At 61.1% G+C, this 16072-nt stretch carries 15 protein-coding genes; 11 read left to right on the top strand and 4 right to left on the bottom strand.

The features are described from left to right. The first annotated feature begins 7 nt into the window (after positions 1-7). Genes VXL81_RS11360 through VXL81_RS11350 form a run of 3 tightly spaced genes read left to right on the top strand, consistent with a single transcriptional unit; the run spans position 8 to position 3602 of the window. The gene (locus VXL81_RS11360) at positions 8-1036 is read left to right on the top strand and encodes an ABC transporter permease (protein WP_340544391.1); all 1029 of its coding nucleotides are present in this window, start codon (positions 8-10) and stop codon (positions 1034-1036) included. Then, on the top strand, positions 1033-2187 hold the full coding sequence (locus VXL81_RS11355) for an ABC transporter permease (RefSeq protein ID WP_416536500.1): 1155 nt from the start codon (positions 1033-1035) through the stop codon (positions 2185-2187). Before VXL81_RS11360 ends, VXL81_RS11355 begins: the two co-directional genes overlap by 4 nt. Positions 2188-2225: 38 nt before the next feature. Beyond that, a complete protein-coding gene (locus VXL81_RS11350; protein WP_416554302.1) occupies positions 2226-3602 on the top strand; it encodes a CoA transferase in 1377 nt (458 codons plus the stop codon). A 4-nt stretch (positions 3603-3606) separates the two neighbouring features. On the opposite strand, the gene VXL81_RS11345 is transcribed toward VXL81_RS11350, so the two are convergent. Beyond that, a complete protein-coding gene (locus tag VXL81_RS11345; protein WP_416554300.1) occupies positions 3607-5952 on the bottom strand; it encodes a mechanosensitive ion channel domain-containing protein in 2346 nt (781 codons plus the stop codon). A gap of 441 nt (positions 5953-6393) precedes the next feature. Between VXL81_RS11345 and VXL81_RS11340 the strand changes: the two genes are divergently transcribed. The 7 genes from VXL81_RS11340 to VXL81_RS11310 are packed head-to-tail and all read left to right on the top strand — an operon-like array spanning position 6394 to position 12928. After that, positions 6394-7605, top strand: a complete 1212-nt coding sequence (locus VXL81_RS11340) for a glycosyltransferase family protein (protein ID WP_416537228.1) — start codon at positions 6394-6396, stop codon at positions 7603-7605. After that, the gene (locus VXL81_RS11335) at positions 7602-8861 is read left to right on the top strand and encodes a glycosyltransferase family 4 protein (protein ID WP_416554298.1); all 1260 of its coding nucleotides are present in this window, start codon (positions 7602-7604) and stop codon (positions 8859-8861) included. The genes VXL81_RS11340 and VXL81_RS11335 overlap by 4 nt, the downstream gene beginning before the upstream one ends. Further along, positions 8858-9970, top strand: a complete 1113-nt coding sequence (locus tag VXL81_RS11330) for a glycosyltransferase family 4 protein (protein WP_416554296.1) — start codon at positions 8858-8860, stop codon at positions 9968-9970. Before VXL81_RS11335 ends, VXL81_RS11330 begins: the two co-directional genes overlap by 4 nt. Further along, on the top strand, positions 9967-10554 hold the full coding sequence (locus VXL81_RS11325; RefSeq protein WP_416554294.1) for a histidine phosphatase family protein: 588 nt from the start codon (positions 9967-9969) through the stop codon (positions 10552-10554). Before VXL81_RS11330 ends, VXL81_RS11325 begins: the two co-directional genes overlap by 4 nt. After that, a complete protein-coding gene (locus VXL81_RS11320; protein ID WP_340544381.1) occupies positions 10554-11696 on the top strand; it encodes a glycosyltransferase family protein in 1143 nt (380 codons plus the stop codon). Before VXL81_RS11325 ends, VXL81_RS11320 begins: the two co-directional genes overlap by 1 nt. Beyond that, the gene (locus VXL81_RS11315; RefSeq protein ID WP_416545508.1) at positions 11693-12451 is read left to right on the top strand and encodes a polysaccharide deacetylase family protein; all 759 of its coding nucleotides are present in this window, start codon (positions 11693-11695) and stop codon (positions 12449-12451) included. Before VXL81_RS11320 ends, VXL81_RS11315 begins: the two co-directional genes overlap by 4 nt. Further along, positions 12452-12928 (top strand): class I SAM-dependent methyltransferase, encoded by a 477-nt coding sequence (locus VXL81_RS11310; protein WP_416536491.1) that lies wholly within the window; start codon positions 12452-12454, stop codon positions 12926-12928. 25 nt (positions 12929-12953) lie between these two features. Here VXL81_RS11310 and VXL81_RS11305 read toward each other — a convergent pair whose 3' ends face one another. Further along, positions 12954-14096, bottom strand: a complete 1143-nt coding sequence (locus VXL81_RS11305) for an alpha-D-ribose 1-methylphosphonate 5-triphosphate diphosphatase (protein ID WP_340544377.1) — start codon at positions 14094-14096, stop codon at positions 12954-12956. Between the two features lie 52 nt (positions 14097-14148). Here VXL81_RS11305 and VXL81_RS11300 point away from each other — a divergent pair, with 52 nt between their 5' ends. After that, positions 14149-14832 carry a DUF1045 domain-containing protein gene (locus tag VXL81_RS11300; protein WP_416543327.1) on the top strand — a complete coding sequence of 228 codons (684 nt, stop codon included), beginning with the start codon at positions 14149-14151 and terminating at the stop codon, positions 14830-14832. Here VXL81_RS11300 and phnN read toward each other — a convergent pair. Continuing rightward, positions 14814-15386, bottom strand: coding sequence for a phosphonate metabolism protein/1,5-bisphosphokinase (PRPP-forming) PhnN (gene phnN, locus VXL81_RS11295; RefSeq protein WP_416554292.1), 573 nt, complete (start codon positions 15384-15386; stop codon positions 14814-14816). The two genes, VXL81_RS11300 and phnN, sit on opposite strands and share 19 nt — an antisense overlap. Further along, positions 15383-16066 carry a phosphonate C-P lyase system protein PhnL gene (gene phnL / locus VXL81_RS11290; RefSeq protein WP_340544373.1) on the bottom strand — a complete coding sequence of 228 codons (684 nt, stop codon included), beginning with the start codon at positions 16064-16066 and terminating at the stop codon, positions 15383-15385. Before phnL ends, phnN begins: the two co-directional genes overlap by 4 nt. Positions 16067-16072 lie beyond the last annotated feature (6 nt).

Raw genomic sequence — 16072 nt, 5'->3', positions numbered from 1 at the left:
CGACCAGATGGAGATCCTGCGCTACGCCATCTATCGCTTTGGAACCATGTTGCTGACGCTGCTTGTGGTATCAGTGCTGATCTTCGTCATCATCAACCTGCCCCCCGGTGACTACCTGTCCAACCAGATCGCGGAGCTGCGAGCCTCCGGCCAGTCGTCCGGCGTGGACAAGGCGGAATTCCTTCGCAAGGAATATGCGCTGGATCGCCCGCTGTGGCAGCAGTACATGATCTGGATGGGGTTCATGCCCGGCCCGCATGGGTTCTCCGGGATGATACAGGGCAATTTTGGCTGGTCTTTCGAATTTGACCGCCCGGTTGCCGAGATCGTCGGCGAGAGCCTCTGGCTCACCGTTCTGGTCAATGTTGCAGCAGTGCTGTTCGTCTACCTCGTTGCACTTCCGCTGGGGGTCCTGGCGGCAGCGCGCTCTCGCACCTGGGTCGACTATACCTCTGCCTTCGTTGGATACCTCGGGCTCGCAACGCCGAACTTTCTGTTGGCGCTTATCCTGTTCTATTATGGGCATAAATATTTCGATCTGCCAATCGGTGGCCTGATGGATCCCGCCTATGAGGGAGAGCCGATGACATGGGAAAAGGTGAAATCCATTCTGATCCACCTGATTGTGCCAACCTTCGTGATCGGAACCTCCGGCGCCTCGGCCATGATGCAGCGGCTGCGGGCCAATATGCTGGATGAACTCGGCAAACCCTATGTGGAAACCGCCATAGCAAAGGGGATGGCACCGGCCCGGATGTTGACAAAATATCCGCTGCGTGTGGCCTTCAACCCCTTTGTTGCGGACATTGGCAACCTGCTGCCAGCCATGATCTCCGGCTCGGTTCTGGTCTCCGTTGTTCTGGGCCTGCAGACCATTGGGCCTACCCTACTCACCGCACTCAAAACACAAGATATGTTCCTGAGCGGGTTCGTCTTGATGTTCGTCGCACTGCTCACCCTGATCGGGACCATGATTTCCGATGTCTTGCTGGTGATGCTCGATCCCCGCATCCGCTATGAGGAGCGCAAGCGATGAGCACCCAACCCGACAATCGCTACGTCGATACCACGCCCTATGATCCCAATACGGCCCTGCAAGAGCTGGAGCGCAAGGATCTCGACGCCCCCAATTGGGTGTTGATCTGGCGCAAGTTCAAAACGCACAAACTGGGCCTCACCTCGGGTATCTTCCTGCTGGTCTGCTACCTGCTTCTTCCTGTCATCGGCTTCATAGCACCCTACGGCCCGAATGAGCGCGACAGCGAGCATATCTACTCGCCGCCTCAATCCATAAACCTGTTCCATGAGGGCAAGCTGCGCGCGCCGTTTATCTATCCGATGACCTCGGAGGCGGATCTCGAAACCTTTCAATGGGTCTTCAAGCCAGATCTGGAAAACCCGCAACCGCTGCGATACTTCTGCGAGGGTGCAACCTACAAGATTGCCGGGCTGTTCCCCTCCGACACCCATCTGTTCTGCCCCCCCGAAGGCGCAACTCTGTTTATCTGGGGATCCGACCGGCTGGGCCGGGATGTCTTCAGCCGTATTCTTTATGGCGCCCAGCTGTCACTCACCGTGGGTCTGATTGGCATCACCGTCTCCTTTGTGCTGGGGATATTCTTTGGCTCCCTCGCGGGATACTTCGGCGGCAAGCTGGACTGGATGATCAACCGGATGATCGAAATCCTGCGCTCGCTGCCTGAACTGCCGCTGTGGCTGGCGCTCTCCGCCGCTGTGCCATCCAACTGGTCGCCAGTCGCGGTGTTCTTTGTCATCTCAATCATTCTGGGCATTCTTGACTGGCCCGGACTGGCGCGCTCCGTCAGAGCGAAGTTCCTGTCCCTGCGCGAAGAAGAATACGTCCGCGCTGCAGAAATGATGGGAGCGTCCTCGGGGCGGGTGATACGCAAACACCTGCTGCCGAATTTCATGTCACATCTTATCGCCTCTGCTGCCCTGTCGATCCCGGCGATGATCCTTGGTGAAACGGCGCTCTCGTTCCTTGGCCTCGGTTTGCGCGCCCCGGCCGTTAGTTGGGGCGTCATGCTGAACGACGCGCAAAATCTTGCTTCGATCGAGATTTACCCATGGACCGCTATTCCCATGCTTCCGATCATCATTGTTGTGCTTGCATTCAATTTCCTCGGCGACGGATTGCGCGACAGCCTGGATCCCTACCAGCAATAACCCCCAGGTGATCAACTGACCCGCGAAAGGAGAGCCCAATGCAGGCGCTACCAGACCCTGAAACCTACTCCGTGATCGCAGGTGCTCGCTGGCCCAGCTGCTATGCTGTTTCGGAACTGGCCAACCGCTCGCTGGCTGCGGTCGGGGTCGCCCTAGCCGAACTGATGACCGCGATGAACCTCAGCACCGAAGATCTGGCCGTTACCGTCGATCAGCGCCGGGCTGCGCTATGGTTTCGCTACAGCTTCCGTCCCATGGGCTGGGAGATGCCCAATCTCTGGGACCCCTTGGCCGGCGATTATCGCACAGCCGACGGATGGATCCGGCTTCATACCAACCTTCCCCATCATCGCGACGCGGCGCTGACGACCCTCGGCTGCCAACCTACCCCGGAGGCGGTACGCGACGCTGTTGCTAGCAGATCCGCGGATACGTTGGAGCAGGCCATCGTTGGTGCGGGCGGTGTCGCGGCAGCGATGCGCAGCCATGCACACTGGCAGGCCCATCAACAGGGGCAGGCAGTCGGTTCCGAGCCCTTGATCGCCTGGGGGCGGCCCCGTCACATCAACCTTCGGAGGCAACCATTGGCAACAGGGGCTCGGCCTTTGGCGGGACTGCGGGTGCTGGACCTCACGCGGGTGCTGGCAGGCCCCGTAGCGACCCGGACCTTGGCCGCCTTCGGTGCAACTGTCCTCAGGATTGATCCGCCGGGCTGGGACGAACCCGGCGTGCTTCAGGATATCTCGCTGGGCAAACATATGGCGTCATTGGATCTGCGCTCCGCCAGCGGGCGTGATCGCTTTGAAACTCTGTTAGCCGACGCCGATGTTCTGGTGCATGGCTTTCGTCCCGGCGCGCTGGACGGGCTGGGATATGATACCGCAAAGCTGCAGGAACTCGCGCCGAACCTCATTGATGTGCGCCTGAATGCCTATGGCTGGACCGGCCCGTGGGCGCAGCGCAGGGGATTTGACAGCCTTGTGCAGATGAGCAGCGGGATCGCCGAACGTGGGCGCCAATGGGTCGCCGGATTTCCATCGACATCTGACCCAGCGGCAAAACCGGTTCCGCTCCCTGTACAGGCACTGGACCACGCAACCGGTTATCTGATGGCCGCAGCAGTTCTACAGGCATTGAGCAAGGCAAGCAGAGGCGAGCCTGTTGCCGATGCGCGCCTGTCGCTGGCCCGCACCGCGCATGAGCTCACATCCCTAACCGACTGTCATGGCGATGACAGCGCACCCGGCCAGGAACTGGCGGGCGCAGTCGATCACGACTTCTCACCGGAAGTGGAGCAGACAAGCTGGGGACCCGGACAGCGGCTGCTGGCGCCGCTGGCGGTTGGTAAGACGCAGATGCAGTGGGTCCTGCCCGCGACGGCATCAGGAACAGCAGCGCCGGACTGGCCTCGCTGAACTACTAGCGATCGTCGCCGTCGCCATCGTTCACATCCATCAGATCCTCATCGATGGCCGCCTGAACAGCCCCGACAGCCAGATCGCGCTTCTCTTTGGGGGTTTGCTCGACCTGATCCCCAGCCAAACGCACGGTAACCTCGCGATGGGCAAATTTGATACCTTCGCGCGCAAAGAGATCGCGGATTTCCTGAAACACCTTCTTGCGCACCAGCCATTGGTCGCCAGGCTTGGTCATGAATTTGACCCGAATGATCATTGCAGAATCCTGCATCTCGATCACACCCTGCGACTTCAGCGGCTGTATGAAGGTGTCTCCGATCACCGGATCATCCAGCAGCTCTTGCCCCAGTTTCTTGATGAGTTTGCGAACCTTTTCCACATCGGTGTCATAGGTCACCCGTAGCGGCAGCTTCATCATGACCCAGTCGCGGGAATAATTGGTCAGCACGCGGATCTCACCAAAGGGAATGGTGTGCAACGCTCCCAGGTGATGGCGCAACTGAAAGGATCGCACCGAAATACGTTCGACCGTGCCTTTGACATCGCCGATATCTATGTATTCGCCTTTGCGGAAGGCGTCGTCCACGAGGAAGAAGGCACCCGAAAAGATATCCCGGACCAGGGTCTGCGACCCAAAACCCACCGCCAGACCGACTACACCGGCACCGGCGAACAACGGGCTGACGTTGATCCCCAGTTCCAGCAGAACGATCAGGATGATGGAGACCACGACAACCGCCAAGATCGCGCCTCGGAACAGCGGCAGCAGGGTTGCCAACCGGCTGGCACCGCCCGCGCCGCCCTCGTCCCCTAATTCGCCAACCGGCATGTCGCCAACCTCTTCGTCGATCTTGCTGTCGATCCAGATCCGGGCGATGTGGTAGACAATATAACCGATGAACAGGATCACGATTATATCGCTCATCCGGTCCAGACGGGAGTTTTCCATCCAGGCTGCTTCGGGGTTCCAGATCGTGACCATGGCGAGAAAGCCGACGGTAAAGGCCAGTATACCGGCGATGCGGCGCGCGAGATCTTCGAAAGTGGCTATCGGGTGCCGCTGCTGTTGCGGAAGCATCTCGGCATCGTCGTTGGTCTCTGCGTCACTGTCTTCGTCGCTTCCATCGGCAGCGTTGACCAGCACCCGTCGCTGCGACCGATTGAAGAAGCGTTCGATCACATAGTTGATGAGGCCGTAGACAACCAGAATAGAGGTCAGCACCGAATAGCTGCCCGCCATGAGCGGCAGCGACATATCGCGCTCCAACACCAGATCGAAGGCGAGCTCCAGCCATCCAAATATGATGTAGACCACCAGAACAGGTGCCCAGGCAACAGACAGAAGCCGGACGAGCCAGGAGCAGGTTTCCGGGGCGCGGCCTGCACGTATGGCGTTGGAAATGGGTCGCGCATTGATCACAACCATCAAAAGATTGCCGAACGTGCCAACCAATGCCAACACGCCATAGACAAGCGCATATACATTGTAATTGAGCCCGAAATCGCCAACCCAAGTCGCAAAAAGCACCGAACAGATATCGTAGGTCGCCAGCCCGGAGGCCCAGAAATACAGACGCCGAGCGTCCCGGTCTGAGAACACGGGAATGCGGTATTGGCTGAGGTAAGGCGACAGCACCATGCGCCACAGGTCCGAAACTGTCCGCGACAAGAAAAACGCCGTGTAGATCGCGGTGACGGTGAATTTCACCGATGAATTGCCGGAAGTTCCGAAGATGAGATAGGACGTCAGCAACGCAAACGCCATGGCGACAACTGTACCGCCGACCCCCATAATGAAACGGAAGACCAGGAACGGCATTTTATCCTGATAGCCTTCGGGCTGTTCCTTGATCCGCGACACCACATGTTTCTTGGCTATACGCTTGCCGTAAATCTCGACTGAGACCCAGCGACCGATGAACAGCAGAAACAAGCTCCAGCCGAGCACCTTCACGTAGGTGATAATGCGGCCATCCGGGCTCGTCTGTCGCAGGATGTACTGCACCTCAAAGATCGAATAGGGCATCGCCTCCAGACGACTTTTCAGGGCATCCCCGAATTGCTCCACCTCCGATTGCGCTTTCATCAGCGCCGAGGCCCCTTCCATCTGATCCGTGGCGGGAACAGGTATCGTTCCACCCTGCGCATCCGAGGGCGAAACCAGCTGGCCGCGACCATCAACGATGATGACGCCGACGCCGCTCTCAGCTGCCTGCTCAATCGCCTTGGCTAGATCATCCCCACCCTGAGGTGACGTCGATTGCGCCCATGTTGCTGCCGGACCAAAGGCCGCCACAACCAGCGCCAGCGTCAAACAGACAAGATACTGCGATACCATTCGCCACATGAGAACAACCCGATTTTTTGGAACCATCCCTTCACCAAGGCCGCAAAACGGTGAAAATATCAAGTCTTTGCACCTTGGCACGGCGTTTCAGTGGTGAAAGTGCGGTTCGCAAGCGCTTGATTGCAACTTATACCTCTGCACGTTATAGAAAATTCAGCGTACCACACAGAGCGCAGGAGGGCAGACCACGCCGACGGGCGCAGGATTCTCCCTTCGACGTTCTGGATCTGACGCAACGATGATCTGTGCCTTGGCCCGTAGCGTGTCAGGCTGAGCAACCTGAGGCGATACTATGCTGAGGCGGACCCTGGCCGAGCTGTTACGCACAGCCGCTGATGCGGAGGATGGGCACCCGTGTCCAGAACATCTCTGCACGTCCTCCCGACTTGGGTTGCCCGGTGTTTCATCTCTCCTATCCTTGTACCAGACGCAGGCCCAGCGATGACAGTCAACGCACCCTCCAGCACCCCTCGCGGCCCCCGTGTCATGCTCTACAGCCACGATACCTTCGGGCTGGGTCATCTGCGACGGTCGAGGGCCCTGGCCGGTGCGATTACCGATGCGGACCCGTCGGCCTCGGCCTTGATCCTGACCGGCTCTCCCGTGGCCGGGCGTTTCGCCTTTCCCTCACGCGTCGACCATGTGCGGCTACCCGGTGTAATCAAGCGGTCGGACGGCTCCTATGCGTCACGGACAATGGGAATGTCGATTGAAGAGACCACCACGCTGCGGGCAGGTCTTATCCGATCTACCGCGATGGAATACGCCCCCGATGTGCTGATCGTCGACAAGGAACCAACCGGGTTTCGCGGCGAATTGCTGCCCACCCTGGAAGAGCTGCAGCGCAAGGGCAAAACACGCCTGATCCTCGGGTTGCGCGATGTTCTGGATGAGCCGGAGGTGCTGGCCACCGAGTGGGCCCGCAAGGATGCCGTTGCCGCCACTGAACAATTCTATGACGAGATCTGGGTCTATGGCATCCGCTCCGTCTATGATCCCACCGCCGGGCTTCCCCTCAGCGCGGACGCACAGGCGCGGATGCATTGGACCGGGTATCTGCGCCGCGATCTTGGCGAGCTGGGAACCCCTCCAGAACAGCCATATGTCCTGATCACCCCCGGCGGCGGTGGCGATGGCGCGATGATGGTCGACCTTGTCCTGACCGCCTATGAACGCGACCCGGGCCTGGCACCCCGGGCCATGCTGGTCTACGGCCCCTTCCTGTCGGGCGAGACCCGAACCGAGTTCGAGACTCGTGTTGCCGCTCTGAACGGCCGCGTCACAGCAGTGGGGTTCGAATCCGAGATCGAAACCCTCTTCGCCGGGGCGCAGGGCGTTGTCTGCATGGGCGGCTACAACACGTTCTGCGAGGTTTTGTCCTTTGACAAACCCGCCGTCATTGTACCGCGCACCACCCCGAGGCTTGAGCAGTGGATCCGCGCCAGCCGCGCCGAAGAACTTGGGCTGACGGCCATGCTGGATGAGCGTCGAGACGGCTGGACACCAGAGGCGATGATCCGTGCGATCCGTGCGCTCGCCGACCAACCACCGCCCTCGGCGGCGATTCCCGACGGGTTGTTAGACGGTCTCGACTATGTAACCGACCGGGTCGATGCACTTCTGCATAAGACCAGCGGGAAGGCCGCCGAATGAACTCTCGCAAGACCACGCCGTCGCGCCCGCCTCTTGCCGTGATCGTCAAAGGTTGGCCGCGCCTGTCCGAAACGTTCATCGCGCAGGAACTGGTCGCGCTGGAGGCCGCAGGCCATAGTTTTGAAATCTGGTCCCTTCGTCATCCCACGGATATCAAACGTCACCCCTTACATGAGAAGCTGAGCGCCGCGGTCCACTACCTGCCGGAGTATCTTTATCAGGAACCTGATCGTGTCTGGAGCGCGCGGCAACAGGCACAGGCCATGCCCGGCTATCAGACCGCCTATCGGATCTGGCGGCAGGACCTGCGCCGCGATCCCTCCCGCAACCGGATCCGCCGATTTGGCCAGGCTTGCGTCCTGGCTGCGGAAATGCCGGAGCAGGTCCTCGGGCTTTATGCTCATTTCCTGCACACGCCGTCTTCAGTGGCGCGCTATGCCGCCATCATGCGCGGTCTGCCCTGGAGTTTTTCCGCCCATGCCAAGGACATCTGGACATCCCCCGAGTGGGAACTGAAAGAAAAGCTTGCAGCCGCGACACATGGCGCTGCCTTTGGTGCCACTTGCACCGGGTTTGGGGCGAAACACCTGCAAGCGCTTTCGGACAGAACTGACCGGGTTGACCTGATCTATCACGGTCTGGATCTCTCGCGTTTCCCCTCTCCGCCCCAGCGCAGATGGCGTGCTCCGGGCGACCCGCTGCATCTGATGTCGGTCGGCCGTTTGGTCGAGAAGAAGGGCTTTGACCGGTTGATCGCCGCGCTCGCCCTCCTGCCCAGTTCGCTTGACTGGCACTGGACCCACATCGGCGGCGGCGCCCTGAAAGACCTGCTACGAGGCATGGCAGAGGATCTAGGCGTGGTCGATCGGATCACCTGGCGCGGCGCCTGCGATCAGCCAGAGGTTATCTCGGCCATGCGCGCATGTGACATATTCGTCCTGCCCAGCCGCATCGCCAGCGATGGTGATCGGGACGGGCTACCTAACGTGCTGATGGAAGCCGCGTCGCAGCGCCTGCCGATCCTGTCCACCGCGGTCTCTGCGATCCCGGAGTTCATCGAAAATGGCACCCACGGCGTGCTCAGCCAAGATACCCCCGAAGCCTTGGCAGAGGCCATCCTGACCCTGAGCCGGAATCCCGAGCAAGCCGCCCGAATGGCAGAAGCGGCACTCGTTCGACTGCGTCATGATTTTGGCATGGACCCCGGCATCGCCCGCCTGTCGGAGCGGCTGAAGACGATGATACGCGAGACATGAGCCGGGGCCACAAGATTGCCTTTTATGCGCCGATGAAGTCACCGCGCCACCCGGTGCCTTCAGGTGATCGAGAGATGGCCCGCAATCTGATGGGATTACTCGCCGGGACTGGGGCAACCGTCACTCTGGCCAGCGAGCTTCGGGTGTATGACAGATCCGGTGACACCGAACACCAAGCCACACTGCGCGGCAAGGCAGCACATGAGATCGACCGCATCTGTACCGAGATTCGCGCCACTCCCGAGGCCGACCGGCCTGCGCTCTGGCTTACCTACCACAACTATTACAAGGCCCCCGATCTGATCGGCCCTGCCGTCGCGGAGCGTCTCGGCATCCCCTATGTTCAGGTAGAATCGACACGCGCCAACAAAAGGCTCGAAGGTCCATGGTCGGATTTCGCCAGGGCAGCCCATGAGGCGGCCGATGCGGCTGCGGTCATCTTCTATCTGACCGAACAGGACCACGAGACCTTGCTGCGCGACAGATACGCGGACCAGAGGCTGGTCCACCTGCCCCCGTTCTTGACAGCGAAGACGCTGCCAACCGCCAGCGATCACTCCGGCCCGCTGTTGAGCGTCGGTATGATGCGACCGGGCGACAAGCTCGCCTCATATCGTCTGCTCGCGGATGCGCTCGCCAGGGTATCCCAGCCCTGGCGGTTGGACATCGTCGGCGACGGCCCGGCCCGCCCCGAGGTCGAAACCCTGATGCGCCCCTTCGGCGAGCATGTCCGATTTCTTGGTGAGTTGAACTGGGAGGCATTGGAGGCGCTCTATCAACAGGCCTCCCTTTTTCTCTGGCCCGGTGTCAACGAAGCGTTTGGAATGGTCTATCTTGAAGCCCAGGCGCATGGGGTGCCTGTCGTGGCGCAGGATCGCCCTGGCCTGTGCGATGTCGTCACCCAATGGGAGGAACCAGACCTTAATCCAACGACAGACAGCGGCGCTGCGGGCTACGCCCGGGCGCTCGAACGGGCGCTGGATGATGGAGCCTTGCGGAACCGGCAGGCCAAACGCGCCCGCGACCGGATTGCCACGCGACACCTCGCACCGGTGGCGGCACAAAAATTGTGGGCCACGCTCTCACCCTTGCTGGAGATTTCATCATGATCAGGCTTGCCCTCCTGCGCCACGGCCACACCGACTGGAACCGTGCCGGCCGAATTCAAGGTCGCAGCGATATCCCGTTGGACGACACGGCACGTGCCGAACTCGCCGTGCAGGCCCTGCCTGCCCCTTGGGATCAAGCTTCGCTTTGGTCGAGCCCGTTGAAACGCGCGGCCGAGACCGCCAAGCTGGTTGCAGACCGTCCCCCCCAGACCAGCCCGGCGCTCATCGAAATGAACTGGGGAGACTGGGAAGGCCGGCACGGCAAGGATCTAAGAGCCGACCCGACCAGCGGATTTCGCGACATCGAGGAGTGGGGCTGGGACTACCGCCCGCCCGGCGGCGAAACCCCACAGGAGGTCTGGGAGAGGATCGTGCCATGGCTCGCCCAGTTGACAGAGGACGCCCTGGCCGTGTGCCATATCGGGATCATGCGGATGATCCTGGCGCGGGCATATGGCTGGAACTTTGACTCGCCAGCCCCGTTTCAGATCAAGCGCAACCGGTTGTTCGTGGTGGAGCGACACGCTGACGGCAGGCTCACACCCGTCGCTGAACCAGTGCGTCTCAGCAAACGTGACATGTGATGAAAGTCCTCATCGCCGTCACGCATCTGTTGGGCACTGGGCATCTGTCACGCGCCCTGACACTGGGCCGGGCGTTCAGCGCTGCCGGACAGCAGCCCTGTGTCGTCTCCGGCGGCGGGTCGGCGCGTCAGCTTGATCATAGCGGTGTTGATCTCGTGCAGCTGCCTCCTTTGCGATCAGACGGCGTCAGCTTCTCGCGCCTGCTGACACCAACCGGTGAAGTGGCCGACGATGCCTATTTCGACAGCCGGATCGAAATGCTGTGCGACACGGTTCAACGGATCCAGCCGGATATTGTCATCACTGAGTTATTCCCCTTTGGACGGCGCAGCTTGCGGCAGGAGTTTCTGGCACTGCTCGATGCGGCTCACGACCTGCCGAAACGACCTGTCGTGTTGGCGTCCGTGCGCGATATCCTGGCACCACCCTCGAAACCCAAGAAGGCCGATGACGCCGCGGCCATTCTGACAACACGCTATGATGGTGTGCTGGTTCATTCAGATCCCCAGGCCACGCAGTTGGAGGCCTCATGGCCTGTCACACCGGCGATCTCGTCAATGCTGCACTATACCGGATATGTCGCACCGCCCCCGCCAGCACCGCACCCAGAAGGAACCGGCAAAGGCGAGATCCTTGTCAGCGCCGGTGGCGGCGCCGTCGGTGAAACGCTTTACCGGATCGCGCTCAAAGCCGCTGCGCTGCGTCCCGCTCTACGCTGGCGGATTCTGGTGGGCGGCCCGTCCGCAGCGGAGCAAATCGCCCAGCTGGTGGCGGAGCACGGCGAAACACTCGCACATCTGGAACCCGCACGGCCAGATTTCAGGCAGATGCTAAAAGGCGCAGCCGCTTCGGTCAGCATGTGTGGCTACAATACTGCGCTCGATCTGTTGCAAACAGGGGTGCCCGCAGTGATCGTTCCATTCGATGCGGGCAATGAGGTCGAACAGACCCTGCGCGCCAGCAGTCTCACGCAGCTGGATGGCATCGCGGCGATACCCTCGGCCGATCTGACGCCGGAGGCGCTTTGCAGGGCCGTTGACGCGGTTATGGCGGCACCCGCACGGCCAACAGATGGCTTCCGGTTTGACGGCGCCTCCCGAACGGTAGAGATTGCCCGCGAAATGGCAAAGGAGCGTTCATGACACCCGATTGGACCAATTTGGACCGAGAGCTTGCCAGGTGGCAGGAGGATGGGCTGATCCTGCCGCTGTGGTGGCGCGATGACGACGCGATTGCGGCGACACCACAGCTCGACCGGCTAATCGAACAATCGCAGCAACTGGCGCTACCTGCCCATCTCGCGGTTGTGGGACGTGACGCAACCTCCTCCCTTGCCAATCGGCTGGCTCAGGTCGACACGCTGGTGCCGGTGGTTCATGGCTGGGCGCATCAGAACCATGCCCCGCATGGTGAAAAGAAGGCCGAGTTCGGCACCCATCGACCGATAGATGACGTGCTGGAGGATGCAGAGAACGCCCTGACCCTTCTGCGTGACCTTTTTGGCGATCGGCTAAGACCGATGTTCGTCCCTCCCTGGAACCGGATCGACGCCGAAGTTGAACCCTGGCTGGCCGGACTCGGCTATAGCGCGCTATCGACCTTTGCTCCTCGGCGACGGGCCAAGGCAGCCCCGGGTCTATGGCAGATCAATACGCATCTGGACCCGATCGACTGGAAGGGCACGCGCTCACTCGTACCGCCAGCGTTGCTTCTTTCACAGCTGGTCACGCAGCTCGCAGCGCGCCGCAAGGGGCAGGCCGATGTCGCCGAACCCTATGGCATCCTGACCCATCATCTGGTGCAGGACGATGTGACATGGACGTTCTGCAGCGATGTGATACGCCGCCTGCTGGACGGCCCGGGGCGTGCTTGGGTTTTTGATGAAAGGATTAACTGAATGAGCCGCTTGGATTCCATGCTGCGTCGCCTGACCGCGCAGCGAGATGGGCTCAACTGGGCCGCAGACCAAATTCGTGGCCTGAGCGGTGATGTTCTTGATATCGGGCTGGGCAACGGCCGCACCTATGACCACCTGCGCGAAACATTGCCTGACCGCAGGGTGCGGGTCATCGACCGGGTGCTGCAGTGCCATCCCTCCTGCGTGCCGCCAGAAGCAGACTTCCTCCAAGGGGAAGCGCGCCCGATGCTGGACCAGCTGGCCGGCGAGAACAGCCCAATAGCGCTGGCCCATTATGATCTGGGTTTCGGCGTCCCGGAGCGGGACATCGCCGAGGCTGCGGCTCTGTCACCGGCCATTGCGGCAGTGATGACGCCGGGCGGGGTCATCGTTTCAGGTCAGCCGCTGGTCGGATTTGAAGAGTTGCAAGGCCCGGCGGATATTCCACCGGGGCGCTACCTGTTCTATCGCGCCTGACTGGCGCAGCCCTACCGCGCAGGCACTAGGCGACGCGGTTTCCTTGTGACCAGACGGAAGACAAGGCTGGCACCCCTGCCCGCATTCGGAAGCGGATCAGATCTGCGCGCTTGCCGATGTCGATACGTCCACGATCCGTCAGGTTCACCGCGTCCGCCGGTGCCGAAGTGACGGTCGCGAGGCCTCGCGACATGTCACCCCAGATATCGCCAAGCTGCGCCGCTGCCAGCAACAGGGCCGCAGGCACATAATCGGAGGACAGCACGTCAAGAAGCTCTAGTTCCGCAAGCTCCTTTGCCGCAACGTTGCCGGAATGCGAACCCCCGCGGATCAGGTTCGGCGCGCCCATCATCACCTTGATGCCGTGCGCATGGCAGGCCTGTGCCGCCACGACGGTGGTGGGGAATTCAGCAAGATGGATGCCGTGACCGGCTGAAACCGCCACCTGGTCTGCAGTTGTATCATCATGGCTCGCCAGAACCGCTCCAAAGCGGCGCGCAGCATTCACCGCCTCGACCTCGTGCAGGTCGCCATAGGTCTCGCGCATTTGCTTCAGTCCCGCTACATGCGCTCGGAAGCCGTCGTCATCAAAGCCATGCTTGCCCTTCACATAGGCTTCCAGCTTTGACATGTCGCGGAACTGGCGCTGTCCCGGCGTGTGATCCATCAGGGACACCAGACCGACCCGGTCCTCCTCCCCAAATTCGTTCAACTCCTGTACCAGGGTTTCAGAACACACCTCGGCGCGCAGATGTAGAAAATGGCTGATCTTGAGCGCCGCCTGATCGCGAAGCTCAAGCAATTCAGATGCAAGACTACGGGCATAGGCGCCGTAGCGGGACTCAGCCGCCTTGATCGAGCCAACGCGCATTGCATCAAAAACTGTGGTAATCCCGGTTCCCGCCAGCTCGGCATCATGAGCGATAATGGCCGCGGCATGGGGCCAGTCGACCTTCGGTCGCGGTTGAATATGTCGCTCCAAGTTGTCGGTGTGCAGCTCAATCAGACCGGGGCACAGAAAGTCTCCCTCAAGGTCAATAGCCCCATTCGGTACGGATGCGCCATCGGCGATATCCACGATCTGCCCATCTTTCAGGGTGACGGAACCGGTGCGGGTTTCTCCGGGAAGAACGAGCGTGGCATTGGCAAGGATCATAGGTTCTGTCATCTGAGTTTCACACGGTTTGAGCTATAGAACGGGCCACACCTAGGAGGCCATTGTGACATTCACGCGATACGCGATCTATTATGTGCCGCCCAAGCAGGCGGAATGGAGCCGATTTGCATCCAGTTGGCTGGGCTGGGACCTTTGCGAAGGGCGTCCGCTGGATCATCCCCCGAACACCGGTCTGGACGTTGCTGCAATCACTGACGTGCCGCGCAAATACGGGCTTCACGCGACCATCAAGCCGCCGTTTCGGCTCGCTGAGGGCAAGACAGCGGACGCTCTGGCTGAGCGGTTTGCGCAGTTCGCAACTGAGATGGCACCAGTTAGGCTGGACGGGCTGACGCTCACACGGCTTGGCCGTTTCCTCGCCCTTTGTCCGACCGGGGATCAGCTGTCGCTGAACCGCCTTGCGTTTAACTGCGTGCGGGATCTGGACGATTTCCGCTCTCCACCTTCGGCAGCTGAACTGGATCGGCGCCGCACTGGAGGTCTGACGCCCGCTCAGGAACAGGCGCTTCTCACCTGGGGCTACCCCTATGTCGGCGACAGCTTCCGGTTCCACATCACGCTGACCGGCAAACGGCCTAAGGCGGAACTGCCTGCCATCGAAAGCATGTTGCAGGACCGGCTCGTGCCGCTGGTGCCAGCGCCCTTTGTTCTTGGAGATCTGGCTCTGGTCGGCGAGGGCAGCGACGGTCGTTTTCAGCTGATCCATCGTCATGCCCTCACTGGCTGAAGCCAGGGTGTCAGGGCTGCTTCTGCGGCCTTGATCGCCCCGTCCAGTTCACCGCTGTTGTCGATGTCGATTACATGCTCGAGCCCGGTCGGCAACGGCGTTGCCGCGCGGGCAAGCCTGCGGCTGACTTCAGCGCCATCCTCGCGCCCGCGCTCGGCCAACCGCGCCGCCAGCGCCTCTGGGGTGGCTGTGACAGACAGAACAATCAGGACCCCAAAAACACCCTGCGCTTCGAGGAGCACCTTTCTCGAAAGGTTCACCAAGACGCCCGATGCGACCCCACGCGCCTCGTCTATCTCTCGTGGAATCGCATAGTGCAGACCGTGCGCCTGCCAATGGAGCGCAAACCGCTCCTCGGCACGGAGCGCTGCAAAACGGGCCTCGCTTACAGCCTCATAGTCTTCACCACCCAGTTCCGGCGCCCGCGTGATGACGCGCCGCTGCTTCTGCACGCCCGGCAGACGGGCCATCAGCGCATCCATCAGGCTATCCTTGCCAACCCCTGAGGGGCCAACCACAGCGATAACAGGGGCTATCGAAGGCTCCAGGATCATGCAGCAGCCTTTGGGGTAAAGGCTGAAACATCGACAAAACGATCGCAGACCTGCTCGCGTGCGGCCTCATCGTGGAAGATACCGATAATGGCGGCGCCGCGCGCCTTGGCGTCTTCGATCAGAGACAGAACGGTCGCCCGGTTTTGCGCATCGAGACTCGCCGTTGGTTCGTCCAAGAGCATCGCCGGGTAGGTATGGGCGAAACCGCGAGCAATGTTCACCCGCTGCTGTTCCCCACCCGAGAAGGTGGTCGGGCTGAGCTGCCACAGGCGTTCCGGTATGTTCAATCCGGCAAGCAGGGTCGCGGCCCGGTCGCGCGCCGCAGCTGTATCAACGCCCACCGACAGAAGCGGCTCAGCCACGACATCGAGCGTTGGTACTCGCGGCACGACCCTCAGGAACTGGCTCACATAGCCCAGCGTTTCGCGGCGCAGCGCCAAGATCTCGCGCGGAGCCGCCTTCGCCACATCCACGCCGCCCACCATAACCCTGCCAGATGCCGCCAGATAATTCCCGTAGATTACCCGCATCAGGGTGGATTTTCCCGCCCCGGATGCGCCTATCAGGCCAATGCACTCTCCGGGGGCCACCTTTAGATTTGCACCTTCCATGACCGGGATGACCGCACTGCCCTGATTGTGCAGGGTGAAGCTCTTGCTGACGTTTTGAAGTTCAATCATCTCGGA

Origin of the sequence: Phaeobacter sp. JH204B (genome assembly GCF_048055755.1) — a bacterium.
Taxonomy (GTDB): domain Bacteria; phylum Pseudomonadota; class Alphaproteobacteria; order Rhodobacterales; family Rhodobacteraceae; genus Phaeobacter; species Phaeobacter bryozoorum.
This window is presented reverse-complemented; position numbering and strand designations above follow the sequence as displayed.

Excerpts from the sequence above, each read along its gene's own strand:
- phnN (WP_416554292.1), bottom strand. The coding sequence starts at position 15,386 with ATGATCCTGGAGCCTTCGATAGCCCCTGTTATCGCTGTGGTTGGCCCC.
- VXL81_RS11320 (WP_340544381.1), top strand. The coding sequence starts at position 10,554 with ATGAAAGTCCTCATCGCCGTCACGCATCTGTTGGGCACTGGGCATCTG.
- phnL (WP_340544373.1), bottom strand. The coding sequence starts at position 16,066 with ATGATTGAACTTCAAAACGTCAGCAAGAGCTTCACCCTGCACAATCAG.
- VXL81_RS11340 (WP_416537228.1), top strand. The coding sequence starts at position 6,394 with ATGACAGTCAACGCACCCTCCAGCACCCCTCGCGGCCCCCGTGTCATG.
- VXL81_RS11355 (WP_416536500.1), top strand. The coding sequence starts at position 1,033 with ATGAGCACCCAACCCGACAATCGCTACGTCGATACCACGCCCTATGAT.
- VXL81_RS11350 (WP_416554302.1), top strand. The coding sequence starts at position 2,226 with ATGCAGGCGCTACCAGACCCTGAAACCTACTCCGTGATCGCAGGTGCT.
- VXL81_RS11335 (WP_416554298.1), top strand. The coding sequence starts at position 7,602 with ATGAACTCTCGCAAGACCACGCCGTCGCGCCCGCCTCTTGCCGTGATC.
- VXL81_RS11310 (WP_416536491.1), top strand. The coding sequence starts at position 12,452 with ATGAGCCGCTTGGATTCCATGCTGCGTCGCCTGACCGCGCAGCGAGAT.
- VXL81_RS11330 (WP_416554296.1), top strand. The coding sequence starts at position 8,858 with ATGAGCCGGGGCCACAAGATTGCCTTTTATGCGCCGATGAAGTCACCG.
- VXL81_RS11305 (WP_340544377.1), bottom strand. The coding sequence starts at position 14,096 with ATGACAGAACCTATGATCCTTGCCAATGCCACGCTCGTTCTTCCCGGA.
- VXL81_RS11315 (WP_416545508.1), top strand. The coding sequence starts at position 11,693 with ATGACACCCGATTGGACCAATTTGGACCGAGAGCTTGCCAGGTGGCAG.
- VXL81_RS11360 (WP_340544391.1), top strand. The coding sequence starts at position 8 with ATGGAGATCCTGCGCTACGCCATCTATCGCTTTGGAACCATGTTGCTG.
- VXL81_RS11325 (WP_416554294.1), top strand. The coding sequence starts at position 9,967 with ATGATCAGGCTTGCCCTCCTGCGCCACGGCCACACCGACTGGAACCGT.
- VXL81_RS11345 (WP_416554300.1), bottom strand. The coding sequence starts at position 5,952 with ATGTGGCGAATGGTATCGCAGTATCTTGTCTGTTTGACGCTGGCGCTG.